Source organism: uncultured Metabacillus sp. (assembly GCF_947503125.1).
In the GTDB taxonomy this organism is placed as follows: domain Bacteria; phylum Bacillota; class Bacilli; order Bacillales; family Bacillaceae; genus Metabacillus.
This window is the reverse complement of sequence record NZ_CANNCR010000001.1, coordinates 38957-62947: the sequence shown is the minus strand read 5'-3', so window position 1 is coordinate 62947 and position 23991 is coordinate 38957. Positions and strand designations below refer to the sequence as shown.

Here is a 23991-nt window from a genome sequence, read left to right as displayed (position 1 = left end):
GATACTTTATACTTAAAATTGGCCACTACGTCGAATTCCCTACTTCGCTGCCAATTTATGCTTTCTTAAAGTATAAATAAAGGCTGACCTATTCATTATCAAAATTCTCAATCTTGCCCTTTAGCGGATGGTGAGAGATTTTGATCATCATAACAAGTCAGCCTTGTAAAAAATAGTTTTTAACGAATCGCTTCTATAAATTGATCGTTAAAATAGACAACATGTGAGAGAATTTTACGACCTTTTATCTTTTGTATCGATTCCTTAGCCTCGATTTCATCCTCAAATTCATACATTTTGATGCTTTCCTCAGCATAAACCGTAATTACCCACATGATTCCTGTCCCCCATTATTGTTTTAAAAAGCCACTACAGCAACGATTTATATTACAAGCTGTCGTTAACTTTTGGCACTATCTTAAAGCTATATAATGACAAAGTAAATAATTTAACAATTTATTTTTTTATAGTCAAATATGTTATTTTGTTTATTTTGTTCATGAATCATTAGTCTTTTATATTTACTCCCATTAAATCCTCGTACATTTTACTTTGTTTTTCAAGATACCCTGCTGTCGTACTACTATCTTTATAAAAATCCTTCCACATATACTTTTGAAGCGTTTGCTTCCACTTTTCAGTTCTTACCATTTTTTTTAATGCTTCGTCCCAGAAACTTATTTCATCCTTTGTCATATTTGGAGGTCCCATAATTCCACGCCAATGTTCAAAGACTAAATCGATTCCTTCCTCTTTCCATGTTGGAATTTCAGGTAGCTCTTTTAATCGTTTATCGGCTGAAATGACAAGCGGTCTCACCTGTTTCAAATCATAATATTTTTTTGCCTCTGATAATGTCATCGTAGCAACATCGATTTGTTTTTTTAACAATGCTTCGACAACTTTATTGCTATTCTCATACACATAAAAATCAAGCTCTTCAGGCTGCACGCCAGCATGCTTACTTGCTAAAACAAATGAAAGTTGATCATCATTCCCTAGCCTAGGAGAGACACCAATTTTGTATGCATGGGGGGTTTTTTTCAAATCGTTCATAAGACTCCCAGCATTAGCTATACTAGAATCTTTTGCTACAATGACAACTTCCCATTCTGTTGCTAAAGTCGCAATTGGCGTAAAATCTTTATACGTGAGCTTGCTTTGACCTAATAAATGATTTGTTATGAGGAGACTCGAATTCATAGCTAATACAGGATGATTTTGCTTCTGTATATATTTCCAGCCTAATTCTCCGCCAGCACCTATTATATTTTCAACCTGAATATTCTCGATTATGTTTTCACTCATTAAGATTTCCTGTATTGCTCTTGCCGTTATATCCCAGCCTCCTCCTCTTGAACTAGGTGCAATCAACGTTACTTCTTTTGTGATGTTTTTGTCGTTACCATCCAATGAACAACCGGCTGATAACATGAGAAGAAGTGCGAAAATAAACCATCTTTTTTTTCCCATTTTCATCCTCTTAAGGTTAAATAACCCGATAATCTTCAATAAGGTAATATTTTCTCTCGGGTCTTCCTACGATACCATAATCATGTTTTGCGATACAGACATTTATTGAAACAAGGTACTCTAGATATCTCCTCGCAGTTGTCCTTGAAGCTCCCATTTTTTCACCCATTTCCTCGATTGAAATTCCCCCTTTAAGTTCTGCCATAATTTCTTTGACCTTTTGTAAGGTTAAACGGTCCACACCTGAAGGAAGATCCTTTTGACTAACGGCAGACTGATTAGATATGCCAAAATACCGGTCAATCAAAGACTGATCAACCTCTTCACGACAGCTAATCAGTTTTTTCTTCTTTTTATAATCTTCTATCGTTTCCAAAAATTTCTCCATGGTTACTGGCTTTAAAAGATAATTGAAGACGCCATATCTTATCGCTGTCTCTAGCATTGTTCGCTCTGTTGCAGCAGTTACCATAATAATATCCACCTCTGGATGATGCTCTCTTATTTTTGGCAATAACTCTGTACCAAGCTCATCAGGCATATAGATATCAAGCAATAGTAAATCAACCTTGTGCTTATCTAAAATATCCATTGTTTCTTTCGCATTTAGTGCCTTTCCAACTAAAGTAGCATCTGGTACCTTTTGTAAAAATTGCTCCTGTACTTGGGCAATTCGAAAGTCATCCTCAGCAATAACAACTTTAATCATGTCGTTCCTCTCCTTACTTTATTCCATAAACTTTTTTGGAAGGTAAACTGTAAAAATAGCCCCGCCATTTTTCTCATTGCTAACTTCAATCGTTCCATCTAAAGCTTCTACGATTCGTTTCACATTAAAGAGCCCGTAGCCTCTATTTTCCCCCTTTGAGGAGTACCCTAATGTAAACAATGAATCAATTAAGTCTTTGGATACGCCTTTCCCACTATCTGCCACTTCTATAATAATATCGTTGCCAATACTTGAGATTGAAAAAGTAACTTTTTTTTCGTTTTGATGAATTACTGCTTCGAATGCATTATCAATCAGGTTTCCAATTATGGTGATAATGTCCGTTACCTCAATATGATTTGGCAAAGGTTCGACATAACTATCTGGATCAATTTCAAACAGTACTTTCTTTTCAGAAGCTTTTCCTAGTTTACCTAGCAAAATAGCTTGAACATTAGCATCATGTATTTGATTAAATAAGATCTGATTTTGATGTTGATGGATGTTGGATTCTTTTTGGATAAAATCAAATGCATCCTGGTAACGTTTTAATTGAAGCAATCCCGATAATAAATATAATTTATTTGCGTATTCATGTGTTTGAGCCCGAAGTCCCTCAGAATAATCGCGAACCTCCGAAATCGTTTCGATTAGCTTTTTTAATTCCGTTTTATCGCGAAAACTGGATACGACTCCAACTACATGTTCTTCTTCAAAAATTGGGATTAAATTAAAGATATACATTTTATCATTTATCTTGACCTCAACATTATGGATCGTTTTTCCCATTTGTAATACTTCATCTATCTCTAAATTTGGGATGACTTTGTGAATATGCTTGCCTTTAATACCATCCTCAAGAAGATGTAGCATCGACTCTGCAGAATGATTAACTAACGTAATAAAACCTTCCTGGTTAAGGGCAATAATCCCTTCCTTGATCGATAAAAGGATGGCACTTCTTTCCCGAAATAAAGAAGAAATTTCATGGGGCTCTAACCCCAATGTGTCTTTTCGAATGCTTTTTGTTAGAAAAATGCCACCAATAATTCCCAGCATAAAAACAATCGTTGAAGCGACCACTATTGTTTTGATCCTATTAATTAAGTTTTGGTAAATGTCTTTTTCTAAAAATTCAACCGATACTGTTCCAATCACCCTAGTGTAATCACCATAGTCTGCGATAATTGGAACCTTCCCAATGATAACTGAACCTTCTGTACGTTCGACCTCAAAAATGTTTGATCCTCCAAATAGCAGTGCGTGATAATTGGTGTGATCAGAACTCATTGTACCGACTTTATTCGGAGAAACATGCGAATAAATAATTTCATTACGGTTTTCAATCATGATATTTGCCGCGTGCACTTGATCTTTAACCTGTTCGGCAATTGGCCTGAAATTCGTTTCTAAATTATTTTTCTCGATCGCTTCCCTAAGCTCAGGCATTAGGGATATCGTTTTAGCTGTTTGTAAGGCTAATTGCTCGACCTGATTCCTGGTATCAACTGATTGCAAGTAAGCAAAGATGCTTGCAAGTAGAAAAATGATGATCAAAATCAACGTGCTTATTAGACCCAAAATCTTTGTTTGAAGAGTAATTTTTTTAAATTTGTACATGCTCATAACCCTTTTAAATTAATGGTTTACTAATGATCCTACTATTTTTACATACTAAGATAGAGGGTGCAACATGTCAGATAACTCAAAAAAGAGCTAGAGAGGATCCCCTAGCTAAACAAATCAACCTGATAACACACATAATGAAAGCTCCCCTTTAATTGAACGCGCTTCCATTCTAAAATAATTGGAACATTTAAAATATTCTACTCTACTATAAGAGAAGTTCCATAGTGGGTAAACATTATGGTTTTTTTATACTTAAAAGATGATAAGAGTATATTATTCTTTTTATACTTAAAAGTTATTTCGTTCATTTTATACAACAATAAGTAGCCAATATAATAAGCGCCAATTTGGCGCTCTTTTACAATTCATTTTATTTTTGCGATTGTTAAAATCTTATCTCTTTTCATTTATCCAAACGATCATTTCACCTGGTTCACGGTTGCACCAGGCAAAGTAAGGTACTGCTTTTATTTTAATTGTATTTACATGGTCCTGTACTGTACGATATAGTTGATTTTCCCAGCCATCCTCTAGTATTTGTTCAGCTTGACCTGAAATGACAACAACCCCGTCTAATAAATCCCCCTCAAATGTAGCTGTTAATTCAGCGTTTCTCGGCAGGAATATGGATGGTAAATTCCTGCCATTGTCAACTTCCTCAAGACAATAAACAACAGGACCACGCTGGAGTGCAACTTTGCCGTTATTATTTCGAACTCTTGGATTTGCTTGAATACGTTCGATGTCCATTTGTAAGGATAATTCCACTAAATCATTTTCTTTCCATACACGATTAAGGTAGACATAACCATTTTTCATGAGGTTCTGATGATCCACAATATCTCCATTGACTTTTACACAAGCACCTTTTGACCAGCCAGGTATGCGAAGTGCCAAGGTAAATTCTTGCTCAGAATGAGGAGATACTACTATTGAAATATGACCATCCCATGGATAGTTTGTTTTCTGTGAAAGTCCAACAGACATTCCTTCAATTTCTACAGTTGTTTCATGTCCCAAATACAAATGAACAAATAATTCCTTCTCTTTTTGAGAGTATATATAATGGCCAATGGATGCTATTAATCTAGCAATATTTGGCGGGCAGCAGGCACATCCGAACCATTTTTGTCGGACTGGCTTAATATGCTTTTTATCGTTTCGTTTATTACTAGCTTCCGGCTGTACCTCTAATGGATTTACATAGAAGAACTTCTTCCCGTCTAAATCCATTCCGCTAATGGTCCCATTATATAATGCCCTTTCCATTACATCGGCATATTTTCGGTTCACTTCAAGATCGAGCATTCGTTTTGCCCAAAATACCAGCCCGATAGAAGCACATGTTTCTGTATAAGATAGGTCATTAGGCAGATCATAATCAAATGAGAATGCCTCACCAAAAACCATTGAACCCATACCTGCAGTAATGTACATTTGCTTTTGTGTTACATTTTCCCATAAAGCTTCACATGCTTTTTTTAAGGATTCATCGTTTGTCTTTGCAGCTAGATCTGCCATGGCTGTATACATATAGACAGCACGTACAGCATGGCCAACTGCTTCTTTTTGCTCTCTAACGGGAATATGTGCTTGATGATAAGCATAGTCATCATTGAACCAAAATGGCTTCATGTCATTTCTTTCTTTTTTCTCAATATCAAAATAATGCGGTTGTTTACCTCGCTCATCAATGAAATATTTACTTAAGTTTAAATACTTTTCATTTCCTGTCACATCATATAATTTTACTAATGCTAATTCAATTTCTTGATGACCTGGGTAGCCTTTTCGCTTATGATCTTCAGGACCGAAAATTGAATCAATATGGTCGGCATACTGACACATAATATCTAAAAATTGTTTCTTCCCTGTTGCTCTATAATATGCAACTGCAGCTTCGATTAAATGGCCTGCACAATATAATTCATGATTATCACGCAAATTCGTCCAACGTTTCGATGGTTCCTTCACTTGGTAATATGTATTTAAATAACCGTTTTCATCTTGAGCTCTGCCTAATAAAGCAACCACTTCATCAACAATTTGCTCAAATTCCTCATTAGACTCGTTTTCCAAGCTAAACGCAACAGCTTCGATCCATTTTGCCACATCACTATCCTGAAATACCATTCCAATAAACTCACCCTCCGCTTCACCTGCGGCAATTCTGAAATTTTCAATAGCATGACTTGGAGGGGTATCATGAAGGCGGTCATTTAAGGCTTCCCATTGATATGGAATGACATGATTACGAATAACCTCTAGGCGTTTTTTCCAAAAAGCATCCGTGATTTTAATATTTTGCTTACTTTTTTGTTCAATTTTCATTATATATCCTCCTTGTAGAGCTATTATTTTAATTGGTGGCAAGCACCGTTTTTTGAATACCAGAATTATTTACTTAATCGTTTCACTATAATATGAACCCGTCATTGTCAAGAAGATAAGTCCTCTGTTACAGTACTGACTGATTCTCTTTCAATCAATTCACAGTTTAACGTTATTTTTAATTCCTTGTAATCTGTTAAACTACCGCTGATTAATTTGTTAATCATTTCAATTGATAAAAGCCCCATCTTTCTTAATGGTAAACTCATCGTCGTTAATCTTGGAGAATAATATGCGCTAAATTCCCGATTATCAAAGCCAATGATCGAGATATCATCTGGTACTTTATAACCTAATTCATTGCAAGCACGAATAGCACCAATAGCCATCTGATCATTCATAGCAAGAATCGCAGTTGGAAGGTCTTTTGTTGTAAGGAGTTCTTTTGTCAGGGAATATCCAGAGTCAAATCGCCAATCTCCTGTCTTGAGATAAGCAGGGGTAAAGATAAGATTATGTTCTTTAATTGACCTATAATAGCCTGAATATCTAGAGTGAGAGGACATGGAATCAATAAGACCGCTGATCAAGGCAATTTTTTTATGCCCTCTTGAAACAAGGTAATTTGTCGCATCATATGCAGCTTGCTCATCATCGTAATTGATCGAGCAGTGAAAATCATTTGTTGTATAGCAATATGTAAAAAGGATCGGGGTATCGATTTCCGGAATGATTTCCGTTACATCTCTTGGATGCAAACCAATATATATAATGCCATCGACTTTTTTACTAATTAATTCATCCATTATTCTTTTAATTACTGATTGTATAGCTTTCGGATCTTTTATGTTGCTGCAAGAACGTTTTTCCAAGCGAATATTTGTTAACAATATTGAAAGCCCAAGCTTTTTGGCATTTTCATTTATTCCATCGATAATCGCTGGTGCATTAAATACAGTTATATCTTCAACAATGACACCAATTGTATTTGTTTTTTGCAGTTTAAGGCTCTTGGCAATTAAATTGGGGCGATAATTTAATTCTTTTATCACTTGTAGGACTTTCTTTTTCGTTTCCTCACTTATGTTTCCGCTTTCATTCAACACATAAGAAACCGTAGCAATTGAAACATTTGCTCGTTCAGCTATATCTTTCATTGTGACCATCTGCATCGCCTCGTCCTGTTTAATCGTTTAAACTATTTTGATAATAAACTAGTACAACGAAAAAAACAAGCTAATTTTCTGAATTTTCTTTCTACAAAAAATGCGATGTTCTTCCACTTGCTATGACGGATTTTGTCTATTAAGATAACGAATAAACGGCAAAAAAATAAGAGATGAAAACTCCATCTCTTAGCCAACATCAAGCATATTAAATTGCGCCTTAACAAGTCCGTAGTAAATTCCTCTTCGGTCCATCAGCTGTTCATGATTTCCTTGTTCCATAATATTTCCATGATCAAGTACGATAATATTGTCTGCCTCACGAATAGTCGAAAGCCGATGCGCAATCATGATTGCTGTACGTCCTTTTAATAAGGTTTTTAACGCTTTTTGTATTTTGATTTCTGTTTCTGTATCAATACTCGCTGTTGCTTCATCCAAAATGATAATGGTTGGATTTGCAAGCAATGCTCTTGCAAAGGAAATTAACTGCCGCTCTCCGACAGATAGGACATTCCCTCTTTCCTCAACCTCTGTCAAATATCCGTTTGATAATTGTTGAATGAAATCATCTGTGCCAACAGCTTTCGCTGCTTCCATAACCTCCTCATCAGATGCAGTAGGACGACCAAAGCGGATATTATCAAGAATCGTTCCTGAAAAAATAAACGTATCCTGAAGAACCACACTTATTTTTGATCTTAAGTCTTCAATAGAAAGTTCTTTAATATTAATTCCATCGATTTTCACTTCACCAGCAGTCGCGTCATAAAAGCGGCTAATTAAGTTGGCAATAGTTGTTTTTCCTGAGCCTGTAAGGCCAACTAGAGCAACGGTTTGGCCAGCATCGATTGAAAGAGATATTTGATTTAATGCCTTTCTTGTTTCATCATAGGCAAATTCAACTGATTCAAAATCGATTTTGCCTTCCATATTTTTAAGATAGATAGGATCTTTCGCCTCTGCAACAATCGGTTTTTCATCCATATATTCAAAAATCCGTTCCGAAGAAGCCATCCCAATTAAAAGTTGATTATATACCTGGCCAAGTCTTGAAATCGGCTCCCAGAACATTCCTAAATAAAAGGCAAAGGAAACAAATGTACCAATTGTAATCGAACCGCTTGAGATAAGAGTTGCCCCAAACCAGAGTAAAATGGCTGTACCAATCGCATTTGTCATCTCTACCATTGGCGTAAACATCGCATTACGCCTCGTTGCATTTTTCCAGGACTGAAAATTTTCAGTATTCACACCATCAAAAAACTCAATATTCTCTGTTTCTTGTGTGAACGATTGAGTAACACGAATTCCTTGAATTGACTCGTTTAAGTGAGAATTCAGCTTTGACTGCTTTAATCTCACCGTTTGCCATGAGCGGCGGATTTTTTTTCGCAAGCTTGTTGAAATAAAAAACATTAACGGAACAATGACCAAAATGGCAAGAGTAAGCTCAGGACTTAGTGTAAATAGAAGAACAACAACCCCGATGAGCAGGAAAAAATCCATTAATAGATTAATAACTCCACTCGTAAACAGCTCTTGTAAGGAATTGATATCATTCATGATTCTTACTAAAATCGACCCGGCGGATCTCTGGTCAAAAAAACGATGTGAAAGAGACTGAACATGTGTAAATAAATCTTTGCGCAAATCATAAATGACGTTTTGCCCAAGCATATTCATCCATTTTATGCGAAACGTATTTGCTAAATAAGATAATACGTACAATCCTGCAATGGTGATGACAAGAATCGTTAATAGATTCATATCATTATTTTTAATAGCATGGTCAAGCGTATATTTCCCTATTAAAATAGGAGCTGTTAACCGAACAACAGCAGAAACAATTACAGCAAGAAAAGCAAGCGGCAACAGTTTTTTTGAATAAGGCTTTAAGTAGCTTAACAGCCTCCACATCTGTTTCCAGTTAAACGGCTTATCAATAACGGTATCGGTTGAATAGCGGAAACGTTCCTTAATAACCAGCTTTTTATCTTGATTCTTCATGTATCACACCTACCCTACAGTAGACTGAAGAACAGCCTTCTGATCCTTATATTGAATATCATAAATTCTTTTATAGTATCCCTGGTTCTCGACTAACTCATCATGTGTTCCTCTTTCAATAATGGAACCATTGTCAAGAACAAGGATTTCATCGGCATGCTTCAAGGAAGAAATTCGGTGAGCAATGATAAACGTTGTTCTTCCCTTCATGACTTCTTTTAACGCTTTTTGAATATTAAATTCTGTTGTCATATCAACAGCACTTGTTGAATCATCCAAAATTAATATTTTAGGATCAACACATATCGCTCTTGCAATAGAAATCCGTTGTTTTTGCCCGCCTGAAAGTCCCATTCCTCGTTCACCAAGCATTGTATCATACCCATTTGGAAGCTCCATAATAAAATCATGTGCTTGCGCCCGTTTAGCTGCGTCAATAATTTCTTCCATTGACGCATCAGGTCTTCCATAGGAAATATTTGCTTTTATCGTTGATGAAAAAAGAAATGATTCTTGTAAAACCACTCCTATATTTGAACGAAGTGTTTTTAATGAATAATCAGATATATCTCTGCCATCGATAAAGATTTCACCATTTGTAGGGGTATAAAACCTTGTCATTAATTGAGTCAAGCTAGTTTTTCCTGATCCTGTTCCACCGATGAGCCCAATGATTTTACCGGCTGGGGCATCAAATGATACATTATTAAGTGCTAATGCATCCTCTTGCTTATAACGAAGGCTGACATTCTTAAATGTTACATGCCCTTTAATAGATGAAACATCGACTGTATTGTCTTTATCACGAATCGTTTCATCTGCTTCAAGTATTTCAAGCAAGCGTTCTCCTGATGCCTTTGATTGTGAAAACATATTAATGACAAAGCCCAGATGCATAATCGGCATCATCAAATACCAAACTAAGCTAAAAAATGCAACAAGCTCACCTGGCTGTAACTCTCCTCGCATAACGAGAACGCTTCCATATGCTAGTAAGGCCACAACACTAATGTTTCCGATTAGCTCCATAAGTGGAAAATACTTTGCCCATACTAATGAAGTTGATAAATAATTATCTTTATAATGACCATTTGCTTGATTGAATTTTGATATTTCAAAATCTTCCCTCGATAATGCTTTCACTGTTTGAATGCCGCTTATATTTTCTTGCACATTTGTGTTCAGTTTCCCAAATGATTTTCTGATATTCCGAAATGCGGGATGTACTCTTTTATCAAAACGGTAGACAGCAATTGCCAAAAATGGTAATGCAGCAATTGTCACCAGTGTTAACGGAACAGAATAGATAAACATAACGGTTAAAGTTCCTGTAACTAAAAGAAAGAAACGAACAAGCTCAGAAAAACCAAATGATAAAAAGAACCTGAAACCTTCAACATCTGCTGTAAGCCTTGACATTAAATCCCCTGTTTTTGCATTGTCGTAATACGCAAAAGGCAAACGTTGAAGTTTTTCATATAGTTCATTTCGCAGCCGATATACAGATTGAATCCCAAACATATCCCCTAAATACTGATGAAAAAAAGCTGAAAATCCTTTTACCGCCATTAATGATAAAAACCCGATTACAATCCATGGAATGTAGTCATACTGCTCTTTTAATACAATTTCATCAATTGTTAGCTGTAAGACAATAGGATAAATAACGGTTATTGAGGTGATAAATAAAACAAAAAACAGTGACGCTAAAAAATACTTTTTATAAGGCCAATAAAAGGATTTCAATTTTTTAAAGGTCTCCATGAAAACTCCTCCCGTCTAAAAGACGAATTGTTTAATTTTTACATTCGTTATAAATATGGCGGCATACAAATAAATATATCGGCAATCGAAATAATTTTCTAGCCCTTATTTCATTTTTCTGAAAATCGCATCATTAGGTGGAAGATGCCTCCTTCTTTTTGACGATCTGTCTACGACTTTTGTATGAGAAGATAGAAATACGCATTTAACTTATTGTTCCAACCACTCCTAAAGCTCCTTTAGAAACAAAATAAAAAAGCAACCTGCAAAATGAGGTTACTTCCATACCTTTAAAACGATATGCAATTAAAGCTTATTTAAGAATTCTCAAATGAACTTTTTCACCCTATAAACCATCCTATGGCTTTTGTGTATAGTTTAACAAATTTAGGAAATAATTTTAACGAATTATATAATATAAGAGGACTTTTATGTACTTATTATTTATAATTACTGTTTTTACCTTAATTGTATTCCTTTTTATTAATCGCGATCAGCTAAGATTATTATCCAACGATTCAATACTACGTCATTTGTAATCTCCTTTATAATTTTGTCTTTTACCAGCATACTTTATGGAGGTATGAAGGAGATCCTTCATGGTTAAAACATTCAATCATTGAAATTGCCTTTACATTGATCGTTGTCCCGATCATGATACTCGTTTATCTTCATTTTTTTCCTTCTGGCATAAAAGGGTTAGCATATATTGCGGCATGGGCTCTCTTCTTTTGGATAACAGAAGTTATCTTTAATAAAAGAGGGAATTTTATCTATGAAAACGGCTGGAATATTTGGTGGTCACTCCTTTTTAATATGATCATGTTTCCCGTCTTAAGAATCCATTATAAAAAACCGTTATTTGCCATTATTATTTCTATACCTATCATTTTCCTTTTGTTATTGTTCTTCCATCCCTCTTTAGGAGAGTTAAAATAAAGCAAGACTTCTTTATCAGTTTATTTATTTTTTGGATATAGGAGATTACTAAGGAATCTACTAAAATTTCAAAAAGAAGACTGTCTAACATAGGATAACCTTTAGCGACAGTCTTTTTTAGTTTAGCTATATCGACTAGTTAGTTACGAATTTCTTTCCGCATAAATAGGAAATAAGATATGCCGAAACATAGAAGAGTAGCAGCTATTAATCCAATTAGCTGAGGTGTGATTAATAATAAGCTTTGGCTTAATGGAAGAGCGCTTGGAATCGCTCCAACTACCTGCTCCATTGTTAACGGCCCAAGCGTACGGACAGAAGGTGTACAAATTGAACAGAACAAAAAGTTCCTCAGTTCAACTTTCATTTGGAAATCAACAAGTATTGCCGCTTTATGTGTTGCAGCTTTCTTTGGCATCATAAATAGTCAGCATCAGGAAAAAGTAATTGAACCAACCTCATCAGAAACGATGTTTGTAATGAATTCAGATACAGATCTCTATGAATTGAATCCAGAGACAAACGACCATTTAAAAGGATATGCCTGGGTCAATAATCGAACAGAGGAATTGTATTTATTTGTTGATGGACTGATCCCCATAAAAAACAAGGATTACCAAGCATGGGTAAAAACAAATAACGGATTACACGATGCAGGCATTTTACAATTATTAGATAGAAGCGGACAGCTTTACCTAAAAAATAAACCGATTGATGATGCTGAATACATTATTGTCAGTATTGAACCAAAAGGAGGGAGCCGTTCTCCTACAAAACAAGATTCTTATTTCATTCGATTTGATGCCAGGTAAAAAAATATTCTACATGTTAGAGTGCTAAATGAATTCTATTTTAATTTCACTTGGCCTCTTTTCTTTTTATCCCAATAAATTCACCTGTGGATTTCCATTGCATACACTCCGTCTTTAAGCAGAGTTTCTGGCGCACTCTAAAGCTTTGGAGTTATTTATAAATCCTAACTTTTCCTTTTAACAATTTGAGTTATATAATGATGAAGTACAAAAGAAACAAGTCGTATCTAATCATGATTGTTGAAGGGAGAAAAATATATGGAACAAGGAAGCAATCAACGGTTCATTGTTGCCGGATTATTATTGGCTATCTTAATGGCGGCAATGGATAATACGATTGTAGCAACTGCTATGGGAACAATTGTTTCTGATTTAGGCGGATTTGACAAATTTGTCTGGGTTACATCAGCATATATGGTGACGACAATGGCTGGGATGCCGATATTCGGTAAACTTTCTGACATGTACGGCAGAAAACAGTTCTTTATTTTTGGATTAGCTATTTTTTTAATAGGCTCTGCGTTATGCGGACTTGCTCAAAACATTGTGCAATTAAGTATTTACCGTGCCATTCAAGGGATTGGCGGCGGAGCTTTAATGCCGATCGCCTTTACCATTATCTTTGATATTTTCCCTCCAGAAAAACGCGGAAGAATGACAGGACTCCTTGGAGCGGTTTTTGGGGCTTCGAGTGTATTAGGACCGCTATTAGGAGCTTATATTACCGAGTACATAAGCTGGCATTGGATATTTTATGTAAATATTCCAATTGGTTTAGTTTCTTTATTCATTATTTATCGTAACTACAAAGAATCACCACAACACAGCAAACAAAAAATAGATTGGTGGGGTGCGATTACCCTGGTGATTGCCGTCGTTAGCCTAATGTTTGCCCTTGAGTTAGGTGGTGAAGAATATGCATGGGATTCCGTGCAGATCATTGGTTTATTCGTTATTTTTACCATCTTTTTTATTGCATTTTTCTTTATTGAACGTGTGGCAAAAGAGCCGATCATTTCATTTTGGTTATTCAAAAAGAGACTTTTCGCTACATCTCAATTATTAGCCTTCCTATATGGTAGTACATTTATTATTTTAACTGTGTTCATTCCAATTTTTGTTCAAGCAGTCTACGGTAGTTCAGCTACAAGTGCTGGCTTTATTTTAATGCCCATGATGCTCGGGTCTGTCGCGGGCAGTGGAGTTGGCGGTGTTTTCCAGACAAAGACGAGCTTTAGGAATTTGATGATCATTTCCGTTATTTCCTATTTTATTGGCATGTATTTGCTTGGAACGCTTACTCCTGACACAAGCCGGATGTTATTAACCATTTACATGATTATCGTTGGCTTTGGAATGGGTTTTTCTTTTTCCCTTTTGCCAACTGCTTCCATTCACGATCTAGAACCGCGCTATCGTGGAACAGCAAACTCCACGAACTCATTCCTGAGATCCTTCGGAATGACTTTAGGAATTACGATATTTGGGGTTATCCAAAACAATGTATTTACAGATAAGATAAAAAAGGCTTTTAATAATATGCAAGGTGGTCAAATGGAAGGGCAACAATCGTTAAATCTCGGAGACCCTCAACAGCTCTTCCAAGCCGGTGAACGCGAGAAAATCCCTGACTTCATTTTGGATAAAATTGTCCATTCAATGTCTGACTCAATTACAACTACATTTATGCTCGCATTAATTCCAATAGCCGTTTCTGCTGTTATCGTCCTGATGATGGGGAATGGGCGAGTTGAGACGAAAAAGAATCTAAGCAAAGGGTAAGAAAGTCGATTTTTTAAACAAATATGCTGGGCAATTTCAATATTGTCCAGCACATTCGATTGCCACTTATGATAAAAATATTTATAATTTTAAAGTTTTATTAAGATTGGACTTGCTTTGTCTTACGTCTTACAAAAAATAGGGCTACACCACAGACGATGATCACAATACCTGCTGCTAGTAAATTATATATATTTGTAGCAGTACTTGGTAATGAATTTCCTGAATTAGGAACATCACTATTTTTGGTACCATTACCTGAAGCTGAATTATCTTTACCTGAATCTTTCTCCTCATTATCATTTACAGGGTCATTACCAGGTTGCTCTTCAGGATCTTCTCCTTGGTTTTCTGCAGGCTCTGCTCCGATGGTAATTCTACCTTCAGTTTGAGCATTTACAGTACCTATTTCATTCAGATATTCTTGGAAAACTTCATAATCGGGGATGAACAGTTCCGTCATACGGCCATCTTCTTTTGCAGCTTTAAATGAAGCATAGCCATCCCCTCCATCTGCAAGATAAGCATTGGTAGCAACTGTGTAAGTTTCACCGAGATTAATTTTTTCGAATCCATTTTCCGTTTGAACCTGCACACTATGAACACGGCTACCAGCTGGTTTTGCAGGATCATAGCCAAATTTTAGACCTGCAACCTGTGGAAAGCGGCCTGCTATATCTTCCACTTGACTTACTCCATTCTCAAGGGCATCAATTATTTCTTGACCTGTCAAATCAAGCGTTACTAATGTATTGGCAAACGGCAAGACCGTTAGTACTTCACCAAGAGAAATTTCACCCTTATCAATTGAAGCGCGGATTCCACCGCCATTTTGAATAGCAATTGTGGCACCAGTATTTTGTTTTTGTGCACGCCAAAGCATTCCATCTGCTATTAAGTTTCCAAGATTTGTTTCTTTTGTACGAACATCTTCGCGTTCACCATTTAAGAATACTGATGTTTCACCAACAATTTGATTTTTTAATTCTTCGATCGGCTCAGCTAATTCAGCCAAACGTTGAGCAGCTGCAGCGTTTTCCTCAATTATATACTGACCATTTTCATCTTGTGCATCCAGATCGATCAGATTTTGCTCCCACTCCTGAAGAACACCATTTTTATTAAATGTTACGTTTGTATTGCCTAAATAGTAGCTGTATTCTTGTGCCGATAAAATAATGGTCGGTTCAGTATCTTGGTTATATACTGTTGGTTCTTCGAGGTATGTATGACTGTGTCCGCCAACGATTACGTCAATTCCTTCAACCTCTTCCGCTAACACCTTATCATTGTTATAACCAATATGTGTTAAGGCAATGATCTTGTTAATGCCTTCATTTTCAAGTAATTTTACTGTTTCCTTTGCCTTTTCGATATGATTATTAAAAGAAATATCCTTACCAGGATTTGAAAGAATCGCTGTTTCTTCTGTCGTTAATCCAAAAACACCGACCTTTTCACCTTCCACATCCAAAATAGCTGCTGGATAAATCCCTTTCTCCCCTGAATTTGCGAATTTGTCCTTAAATAATGGCCCTAGATGACTGTCTTCTGAGTAATCGATATTAGCGCTTACTATTGGAAAATTTGCCTTGTTAATAAAGTCTGCAAAAACACTAGTCCCTTTATCAAATTCATGATTTCCAGGTACCATGGCATCATATTTCATCATGTTCATAAATTCAAGGTCAGCTTGTCCGAGGTATTGATTAAAGAATAATGTTCCTGAGAAAACATCACCTGCATCAAGAAGGATCGAATGATCAGCAGCTGCTCGGACTTGCTCTACAGCAGTAACACGTCTGGCAACATTGTCCAGATGAGCATGGGTATCATTCGTATGCATAATCGTAAGATTCCACTTATCTGATCCTACCTCTAATTTATATTTACTAAACCCTGTATCTAATGTTTCAAGAAATTTAATCGTATCCGTATCTTCAGTAAACTGCTTTGCTTCTGTTGATGATTCAAAGGTTACGTTTACATTTCCAAAAATCGGAGCAATTGACCAGTTGTTATCTGCTGAAGGATTTACTTCGCCTTTTTCCATAATATAATTCATTACCGCTTGACGATTTTCATCTGGAAATTGTTCAATGATCTTTGAAGGCAGATTTCCAGGGAAATTCCCTCCGCCTGAAGCACGATAGTTATTCGTTACAACTAGAAACTCCTGGTCTAAGTCGATTGGCTTGCCATCATACATTAAATTTTTAATCCGTGATGATTCACCATTGATCAGGTTTCCCTTAGTATCATATTTAGCCGGTTTTGTTACATCAATTTGGTATGTAACACCGTCAATCACATCATAATTGTAGGTTGGAAATTCTGTATTGATTAAACTTTGTTCTTCTGTTGAAGCAGGATCAATTTGATTGAACTGACCCGCTGACATTTCTAACCATTCCTTCACTTCAGCACCAGTTATTTTCACAATTTGAACTGTATTGTCATAAAGGTAAAGGTCACCAATATTTTTAATGGCTAAATCACCTTTTGGGATATTTGTATAATAATCGGCTCCATTTCTCCCTCCTGCTTTAAATGGGGCACCAACCGATAATAATGGCATTCCTTCATATTCAGTTCCCTTTAACTTTTGTTCAGCATACCACCTTTGAGCATCTGTTACGATTTGAATGGAAGGATCATCTTGAACAAGGGCAAAGAAACTATTAATAGGAGCTGTTGTTGTCCCAACACTTTTTCTGACATATTCCAAAGTAGCGTCATGGGCACTCTTTACAGCAGCAACCATTTCCTGGTTCTTTTCATTAACACCTGAAATGGATTCGGCTGTTGACTTGGAATCAATGACATCCCATTCCTCTTCGCCATTAACGACCTCAGTTCTTTGTAAAGTAAGGTCAATCATCCCTAAATGGCTCCCCCAGTTTTTCGGCATGACAACTGGTACACCATTAACTGTTCCCTTTTCATTATCAATATTTGCAGCCCCATTAAATCTTGAGTCGCCTGGGAAGAGGTTATGCTGATGGCCAGATACAACAGCATCAATATCTGCTACCTGTTTTGTTAAATCAAAAACAGCATTTTCAGAGCCGCTTTGACCTTCATTTGGATCAATGCCCGTATGTGCAATAACGATGATTAAATCTGCTCCCTGTTCCTTCATTTCAGGAACGATTTTTTTGGCAGATTCGACGATATCCTTCGTTACAACCTTTCCGTCTAAATGCTTCTTATCCCATACGTTAATTTGCGGCGGTACAAACCCGGTAAAACCAACTTTCACTTTATGAGTTTCACCATTATGATCAACAAATTCTTTTTCAACAATTTCATAAGGTTTAAAATAGTAATCATTTTGATTGCCTACATGGAAGACATTGGCGTTTACCACTGGGTAATTGGCATCATCCATCGTTTCATTTAAAAAGTCTAAGCCATAATTAAATTCATGATTCCCCACGGTTGCAGCGTCATAGTCCAATAGATTCATAGCAGCGATTATCGGATGAACCTCTCCATCTCTTAATCCTTGTTTATAAACATATTCACCTAAGGGATTTCCTTGAATTAAATCACCATTATCTACTAGAATACTATTCTCTACCTCAGCTTGACGCTGCTTTAATAATGCAGAGGTTCTTACTAAGCCAAAGTTTGTGACGGATTTGTCCCCATAATAATCATAATCCATAATATGGGCATGGATATCCGTCGTCTCCAAAAGCCTTACATTCATGGTAACAGGTGTATCTTCAGCATGTGCAATGCCTGACAATGATGAAAATGGAAATACACTTAGAGCTAGAGTTGATGCCAGAGCACCATAAAAAATTTTCCACTTAAATATACGATTCAATCTTTTCCTCAAAACATTTCCACCTTTCCATTTTTTTATTCAGATACCATTACTTTCCTACTACTAAATTATTGTACTAAGAGAATGTAAATAAATCTGTAGGTAATTGTTCATTTTTTGTAAAGACTTGTAAAACGATGTAATAAAAACACGCTTTTTTACGAGGTTTGTATAAAAAAAAGAAGACCATAATGAAGGATGTCTTCTTCATTTGATCTTCATATTTATTAATACTTATCATACTTTCGTTAACTGTTCATATAAATCTTTCAGTGATTCACAGCCTTTTTGATAAAGCTTATTGACATAAATGCTCCAAAGTTGAGCAGTTAATTTCGCGTCTTGCAGCGCATGATGTCTGCCAATAATCGGGATTCCATTATGCTCACAGCATTCTTCAAGCGTAATTAACTTTACCTCTGGTTCAGCAATGCGATATAAGAAGGACATATCAACTAATCGATGCTTAAATGGTGCACGATATAACTTCCATGATGCATGCTGTAAGAATACTTTCTCATGGTTTGCATGGTGGGCGACGAGTGTATAGTCTTGTGTAAACTGAAAAAATTGAAAAAGGACTTCTGATAATGGTGGAGCCTGCTGTAATTGAGTGTCATATAAACCTGTCAGTTGACTAATTTCATCGGTAAGCAGCTTATCTGTTCTGACTAGTGAATAAAATGTTTCATTCTCGTTTATTTTATCACCCTTCACCTTGATAGCTCCGATTGAAATAATTTGATCTCCTTGCTCGGGATAAAAACCAGTTGTTTCTATATCAAAAACAATAACATTTAAGTCAGACAGCGGTATATTTAGTGTTTCCTCTACTCTCATTTCACGTTGCAATTGCCTTAAAAACGCAACCTGCTGTTGACTTTGTCCACTTTGTGAACCACCAAGCTTTCCTTGAATGCCTTTCATAAAAAAAAATGGGTCAAATGTCATTCATAACACCCTTTTTCGATTATCCCTTGAACATATTGATGGAGTTTTTTGCCGGCTTTCAATATGTTTTTAATTTCTTTTCGTTCAAGTTTAGACAATTTCCTAATATTAAGATAATGAATATCATCATAGGATTCAGCATTTGCAAATACTAAAAGCCGATAATCAAGAAGCTTTTCAAAATTTTGCTGATACTGAAGAAGTTCATTGCGATAGGTTTTATTTTCACAAAGGCGGTGTATTCGTTCTATGGTCGACGTCTCAACCACCCCCTCTTTAATCGCCAAAAGTCTAACTGCATTTACATATGGCAAAAAAGCTGCTTTTTTTATATCAATACAGCCCTCATACTTACCTCCGGTTTCAACATAAAGCTGGCCCAAAAGCCCTACTGAATGCTTAATATGCTGAACATTATCTAAAAATCGCTGAAGAAGCTTATGATGTTCCTTTTGATATAAAAATATCGACTGTTTAAGCTCATCCACATAGTTTTTTTCTCCAACAAGGCTGCGAGAATCGTAAAAAATTTGCAAGTAACGAATGGATTCCCATGTTTGTTCTTCCATCCAATTAAAAAGTTGCTGTTTCCAATTTGCAAACGATTGACACCAAAGCGGGTTAGAGCTCATGATCTTTCCTTCACAATAAGGATAACCAATGGCATGAAGACCTTTTGAAAGCTCTTCTCCTAGCTTTTTAAAATAAAAGCCAGCCTGTTCAGTGTCTTCTTCATAGATCAGACCATGGTCTTGATCGCTTATAATTCCTTGTTCGATCCTGCCGCCGCTTCCAGTAATAAACCAAGTATAGTTACAAGGAGGTAAACCAATGTTTTTCTCAAGATGAAAGAGTGCTAACTTACTAGCACTCCTCATCATCTCATCATGGAAATCGTTTAATTGTTTTGTGTCAAATTCAAATTTATGAATATGATCGTCTTTCCATTTTTTAATTGATTCATATGAATCAAACTCCCTATGCATGAGAGACACTCCCTCAACATTTTTAAAATGAAACGAGGTAAACCAAGCTTCCTGTTTATGAACCGACATTTTGATCTTTCGTTACAAATAATTCAGGATAACCATAGCTACCATGTTCACTTATATCCAAGCCCATGATTTCTTCTTCTTCTGTTACACGCAATCCATTCATCAGCTTTTTCGAGATTGCTAAAATGATAAATGATACAACGAATGCGTATGCTCCAGAAACTGCTACTCCCATAAATTGTACGCCAAGCTGTGTAAATCCGCCACCGTAAAATAGTCCTGGCAAGCCTACAGTAGCGAGTTCCGGTGTTGCAAAAAATCCTGTCGATAATGTTCCCCATACACCCGCTACTCCGTGAACTGATAATGCGAAAATTGGATCATCGATTTTTCTCTTTTCAAAGAATCTAGCACTATAGAAAACGAGGATCCCAGCTATTAAACCAATGACAACCGCTGCCCATGTATCAACGAATGCACAAGATGCAGTAATGGCTACTAAACCTGCTAAAGCTCCATTCAACATTGTCGGAATATCTGATTTACCCAATACGATCCAAGAAATAATAAGGGCTGAAACAGCTCCTGCACCTGCTGCTAAATTCGTATTTAAAGCTACAAATCCAAAAAATCCGTCATCGACCGCTACAGTACTTCCTGCATTAAAACCGAACCAGCCAATCCATAAAATTAACACACCTAAAGCCGTAAATACTTGGTTATGTCCTTGTATATTATTGGCAGAACCATCTTTATTATATTTGCCAATACGCGGCTTCAACAAAATTGTTGCGGCAAATGCTGCCATCGCGCCTGTTAAATGAACAACTGTAGAGCCAGCAAAATCTTGCTTTCCATGTTCAGCTAACCAGCCGCCTCCCCAAATCCAATGTGCAATAACCGGATAAATAAGTGCTGAAAATAATACAGTAAAAACAAGGTAAACAGAAAGCTTCGCCCGTTCTGCAAATCCACCTAAAGCAATTGTGATAGAAATTCCTGCAAAGGCTAATTGGAAGACAAAAAATACAGATGTTGCTAAGCCCATATCTTCTACTTGATAACCAGAATAGAAGAAATCGGATAAGCCAACAAAAAAGTTTCCATTATCACCAAAAATAAATCCATACCCTACTGCCCAGAAAACCAATGATGCCAAACCGAATGTAAAAATTGTTTTACCCGCAATATGACCTGCGTTTTTCATTCTTGTTGAACCGGCCTCAAGTAGTATAAATCCACCTAACATAAAAATAACTAAAATTGCTCCTAGCATGACCCACAAGCTGTTCATTAAAAACATCGTGTCCATTGTATTTCCTCCCTTGTGCGATTTACTAACTTTAGATGTAAGAAAATATAACATCTCGTTCTTATTTACTATTTTATACGATTATCTTTAAGTGTCAACCTATTTTCGAAGGTTTCTGAAAATTCAACGTTAGAAAATCTAACAAACTTTCGTTTTTTTGCTATGCATCTTACAAAAAAAGGGATTAAATAGACAAAAAGAACATCTCACACGTAAGATGCTCAGTAAATTATAACTATGATAGGGTTATATTCAATTCAATTCACTTTAAACTCCAGATCACTGTCTTTTATAACGCAAAGGACATTCCAGATAAAGCTTACATCCATCCTGAAAGAACTCATATTTGGCTTGGTTCCTTTAAAAGGCTATAATATACATTGAGTTAATCCTTGTTGAAAATAGAAAAGAGGTTACATAAAGTATGAAAATTATTGAATCTAAAATCGAAAAATTGGAAGATCCATTCGGTATTCTTACAGGTGAACGGTATGAAATAATCCTTACTTTGGATATTGATGAAGAAGATGTACTTTATAGTGAAAACGGAATTGTCCTAAATCTCATCTTTGCAGTTGAAGGTGAACAAGCTAAAATTGCGCAATATCATTTTATCGAAAAAACAACCGAGCTTGTTTTAGACTATGCATTATTGGACGATGAAATAAAGGAAGTAACGAGCTATTGCAGGCAGCTTGTTGAAAGTATATGAAAGCATTCTTATCAAAAAGGGTCAAATCCTAGATCCAAATCTTCTAGTTTAGAGGATTTGGTTAGGATCTGACCCTTTTCCACTCTTACACCGCTTTTTTAACACGAATTAGCTTTCTAACAAATGAGTTTCGTTTTAGTCTAGGCTGTTTTCTTACCATTGCCATTAAGTGAATAATTAAAATCAACAAAAATGATTTCTTATAAACGAGATAACGCGGCATCCAATCAGTGGCAAATTTAGCTTTATATCTGCGCAATCCTTTAAAATTATAATATTTACAGCCATTCAAAAAGACATACCTTGCTATTTTCTCCGGAATAGGCGCCCCTTCCTCAGTTCCTACATTTGATAATGGCGACATTCCTAAGCTGCAGGATGAAAATCCCTTTTCCTTTGCCCACATTATTGTCGAAAGAAAAACCATATCCATTGCTCCAGAAGAACCAGCCTTTGTATACCTCATTAAATCAATGCTTATTGACTCATCCGCTTTATAATCAGAAGGCAAGCTCGCAAAGGCAACTAACTTCCCCTGTGGACTTCTTAAAATCGAAACGGGAAAAAGGGTAATATAATCTTCATGAAAGGAGCTGACCGAAAAGCTTTTTTCATATCGTTCTGCTAACCATTCGTCAGAAACCGCTTTAAGTTCTTCAATCAGTTCAGTACTAAACGGAGGATAGATGACGGAAAATTGATATCCCTCTCTTAAAAACTTGTTTCTTGTTGTCCGAATTTTTGCAGATTTCTTGCCTTCTATCTTGAAATGATCCAAACAAACCCTTGCTTCCTCACCAACTTTGAAGAAACGATAGCCGCGCTCTTGTAAAAATGGTAGGAACCTTTCACTAGCTTGGTAAAAAACAGGTATTGCTCGCATGCGACTGGCATAATCAATGAATTCATCCAGACCAGCTTCAAAACACAACTCTTCTCCAATTGGATCACCTAGAACAAAAAGTTTATTTCCTTTTTGTCTATAGGAAATCATCACAGAATCATTTTGCGCCATATAAATTTGTTTATCCTGCAAAAATAGAAGATGTGATAACGAATTCCCGCCATATCTTTTAATAAATGATCGGACAAATGATTCATCGAACGGTGTTTCTCCTGAACGTTTCGGGACATTCCAGATGAACCAACAAATAAAGAAAAATAGAAAAATTAAATACATGAGATTTAACAAATACCTGATCCCCCTTATTTCACTTTCCTTTATACAAGATACCATAATAAACAGAATGAAAAAATATCTTTTCGATTCCTAATTATTCTATTTTTCATTCCTTTCTTTGAATAGTTATTTTTAAAATGGATATGGTAAAGGCGTATACTCACATTTTAAGGATGAAAGGAAGAAAAAGAAATGAATATAAACCGCGCAAAAGAAATATCACAAATGGGAGAAATGATGAATGTTCTCTATCAAGGTGAAGGTATATATATACAATCAGTAAATGAAGAGCAAGGAACAGCAAGAATTTACCCGCTAAATAACCCGCAAGCAGAAAAAGATGTTCCAGTTGAGAGCTTAATTGAGAAATAACAGAATTCTTCATAAAAAA

18 protein-coding genes and 1 pseudogene are annotated in these 23991 nt (G+C 36.0%); 5 read left to right on the top strand and 14 right to left on the bottom strand.

Translation table 11 applies throughout. The annotated features are described in order from the left end of the window. Positions 1-179: 179 nt before the first annotated feature. From Q1B07_RS00300 to Q1B07_RS00265, 8 genes are all read right to left on the bottom strand, one after another. Positions 180-335, bottom strand: a complete 156-nt coding sequence (locus Q1B07_RS00300; RefSeq protein WP_299086788.1) for a hypothetical protein — start codon at positions 333-335, stop codon at positions 180-182. Between the two features lie 172 nt (positions 336-507). Beyond that, positions 508-1473, bottom strand: coding sequence for a tripartite tricarboxylate transporter substrate-binding protein (locus Q1B07_RS00295; protein ID WP_299086786.1), 966 nt, complete (start codon positions 1471-1473; stop codon positions 508-510). A gap of 16 nt (positions 1474-1489) precedes the next feature. Beyond that, complete coding sequence (locus tag Q1B07_RS00290) at positions 1490-2182, bottom strand: response regulator (RefSeq protein ID WP_299086784.1); 693 nt, start codon at positions 2180-2182, stop codon at positions 1490-1492. An 18-nt stretch (positions 2183-2200) separates the two neighbouring features. Beyond that, positions 2201-3802, bottom strand: a complete 1602-nt coding sequence (locus Q1B07_RS00285; protein WP_299086782.1) for a sensor histidine kinase — start codon at positions 3800-3802, stop codon at positions 2201-2203. A gap of 402 nt (positions 3803-4204) precedes the next feature. After that, complete coding sequence (locus Q1B07_RS00280; protein ID WP_299086781.1) at positions 4205-6142, bottom strand: beta-L-arabinofuranosidase domain-containing protein; 1938 nt, start codon at positions 6140-6142, stop codon at positions 4205-4207. A gap of 107 nt (positions 6143-6249) precedes the next feature. Further along, complete coding sequence (locus Q1B07_RS00275; protein ID WP_299086779.1) at positions 6250-7308, bottom strand: LacI family DNA-binding transcriptional regulator; 1059 nt, start codon at positions 7306-7308, stop codon at positions 6250-6252. A gap of 189 nt (positions 7309-7497) precedes the next feature. Continuing rightward, positions 7498-9318: an ABC transporter ATP-binding protein gene (locus Q1B07_RS00270; protein WP_299086777.1), complete on the bottom strand. Its 1821-nt coding sequence runs from the start codon at positions 9316-9318 to the stop codon at positions 7498-7500. Positions 9319-9327: 9 nt separating this feature from the next. Next, entirely contained in the window at positions 9328-11082 is a 1755-nt protein-coding gene (locus Q1B07_RS00265; protein ID WP_299086775.1) for an ABC transporter ATP-binding protein, read from the bottom strand. Between the two features lie 516 nt (positions 11083-11598). Between Q1B07_RS00265 and Q1B07_RS00260 the strand changes: the two genes are divergently transcribed. Then, positions 11599-12021, top strand: a complete 423-nt coding sequence (locus Q1B07_RS00260) for a CBO0543 family protein (protein WP_366945109.1) — start codon at positions 11599-11601, stop codon at positions 12019-12021. 139 nt (positions 12022-12160) lie between these two features. On the opposite strand, the pseudogene Q1B07_RS00255 reads toward Q1B07_RS00260, so the two are convergent. Then, positions 12161-12355: pseudogene (locus Q1B07_RS00255) on the bottom strand (ABC transporter permease); the annotation flags it as partial. Between Q1B07_RS00255 and Q1B07_RS00250 the strand changes: the two are divergent. Together Q1B07_RS00250 and Q1B07_RS00245 are read left to right on the top strand one after the other, a co-directional pair. Then, a complete protein-coding gene (locus tag Q1B07_RS00250; protein ID WP_299087115.1) occupies positions 12291-12833 on the top strand; it encodes an anti-sigma factor in 543 nt (180 codons plus the stop codon). The pseudogene Q1B07_RS00255 and the gene Q1B07_RS00250 sit on opposite strands and share 65 nt — an antisense overlap. Before the next feature lie 258 nt (positions 12834-13091). After that, positions 13092-14615 carry an MDR family MFS transporter gene (locus tag Q1B07_RS00245; RefSeq protein ID WP_299086774.1) on the top strand — a complete coding sequence of 508 codons (1524 nt, stop codon included), beginning with the start codon at positions 13092-13094 and terminating at the stop codon, positions 14613-14615. Between the two features lie 100 nt (positions 14616-14715). Here Q1B07_RS00245 and Q1B07_RS00240 read toward each other — a convergent pair whose 3' ends face one another. The 4 genes from Q1B07_RS00240 to Q1B07_RS00225 form a co-directional block, all read right to left on the bottom strand. After that, entirely contained in the window at positions 14716-18462 is a 3747-nt protein-coding gene (locus tag Q1B07_RS00240; protein ID WP_299086772.1) for a bifunctional 2',3'-cyclic-nucleotide 2'-phosphodiesterase/3'-nucleotidase, read from the bottom strand. A 225-nt stretch (positions 18463-18687) separates the two neighbouring features. Further along, positions 18688-19401 carry an exonuclease domain-containing protein gene (locus tag Q1B07_RS00235; RefSeq protein ID WP_299086770.1) on the bottom strand — a complete coding sequence of 238 codons (714 nt, stop codon included), beginning with the start codon at positions 19399-19401 and terminating at the stop codon, positions 18688-18690. Beyond that, a complete protein-coding gene (locus Q1B07_RS00230; protein WP_299086768.1) occupies positions 19398-20387 on the bottom strand; it encodes a DUF294 nucleotidyltransferase-like domain-containing protein in 990 nt (329 codons plus the stop codon). Before Q1B07_RS00230 ends, Q1B07_RS00235 begins: the two co-directional genes overlap by 4 nt. A 55-nt stretch (positions 20388-20442) precedes the next feature. Next, positions 20443-21708: an ammonium transporter gene (locus tag Q1B07_RS00225; protein WP_299086766.1), complete on the bottom strand. Its 1266-nt coding sequence runs from the start codon at positions 21706-21708 to the stop codon at positions 20443-20445. Between the two features lie 424 nt (positions 21709-22132). Here Q1B07_RS00225 and Q1B07_RS00220 point away from each other — a divergent pair, with 424 nt between their 5' ends. Next, positions 22133-22420, top strand: coding sequence for a DUF6509 family protein (locus tag Q1B07_RS00220; RefSeq protein ID WP_299086764.1), 288 nt, complete (start codon positions 22133-22135; stop codon positions 22418-22420). A gap of 85 nt (positions 22421-22505) precedes the next feature. Here Q1B07_RS00220 and Q1B07_RS00215 read toward each other — a convergent pair whose 3' ends face one another. Beyond that, positions 22506-23612: a phosphatidylglycerol lysyltransferase domain-containing protein gene (locus Q1B07_RS00215; RefSeq protein WP_299086762.1), complete on the bottom strand. Its 1107-nt coding sequence runs from the start codon at positions 23610-23612 to the stop codon at positions 22506-22508. A 180-nt stretch (positions 23613-23792) separates the two neighbouring features. On the opposite strand from Q1B07_RS00215, the gene Q1B07_RS00210 reads away from it, so the two are divergent. Further along, positions 23793-23972, top strand: a complete 180-nt coding sequence (locus Q1B07_RS00210; RefSeq protein ID WP_299086760.1) for an H-type small acid-soluble spore protein — start codon at positions 23793-23795, stop codon at positions 23970-23972. The last annotated feature ends 19 nt before the right edge of the window (positions 23973-23991 follow it).

Coding starts and splice junctions, on each gene's coding strand:
- Q1B07_RS00265 (WP_299086775.1), bottom strand. CDS start 11,082: ATGGAGACCTTTAAAAAATTGAAATCCTTTTATTGGCCTTATAAAAAG.
- Q1B07_RS00295 (WP_299086786.1), bottom strand. CDS start 1,473: ATGGGAAAAAAAAGATGGTTTATTTTCGCACTTCTTCTCATGTTATCA.
- Q1B07_RS00285 (WP_299086782.1), bottom strand. CDS start 3,802: ATGTACAAATTTAAAAAAATTACTCTTCAAACAAAGATTTTGGGTCTA.
- Q1B07_RS00225 (WP_299086766.1), bottom strand. CDS start 21,708: ATGGACACGATGTTTTTAATGAACAGCTTGTGGGTCATGCTAGGAGCA.
- Q1B07_RS00300 (WP_299086788.1), bottom strand. CDS start 335: ATGTGGGTAATTACGGTTTATGCTGAGGAAAGCATCAAAATGTATGAA.
- Q1B07_RS00210 (WP_299086760.1), top strand. CDS start 23,793: ATGAATATAAACCGCGCAAAAGAAATATCACAAATGGGAGAAATGATG.
- Q1B07_RS00230 (WP_299086768.1), bottom strand. CDS start 20,387: ATGCATAGGGAGTTTGATTCATATGAATCAATTAAAAAATGGAAAGAC.
- Q1B07_RS00270 (WP_299086777.1), bottom strand. CDS start 9,318: ATGAAGAATCAAGATAAAAAGCTGGTTATTAAGGAACGTTTCCGCTAT.
- Q1B07_RS00275 (WP_299086779.1), bottom strand. CDS start 7,308: ATGGTCACAATGAAAGATATAGCTGAACGAGCAAATGTTTCAATTGCT.
- Q1B07_RS00235 (WP_299086770.1), bottom strand. CDS start 19,401: ATGACATTTGACCCATTTTTTTTTATGAAAGGCATTCAAGGAAAGCTT.
- Q1B07_RS00245 (WP_299086774.1), top strand. CDS start 13,092: ATGGAACAAGGAAGCAATCAACGGTTCATTGTTGCCGGATTATTATTG.
- Q1B07_RS00290 (WP_299086784.1), bottom strand. CDS start 2,182: ATGATTAAAGTTGTTATTGCTGAGGATGACTTTCGAATTGCCCAAGTA.
- Q1B07_RS00220 (WP_299086764.1), top strand. CDS start 22,133: ATGAAAATTATTGAATCTAAAATCGAAAAATTGGAAGATCCATTCGGT.
- Q1B07_RS00280 (WP_299086781.1), bottom strand. CDS start 6,142: ATGAAAATTGAACAAAAAAGTAAGCAAAATATTAAAATCACGGATGCT.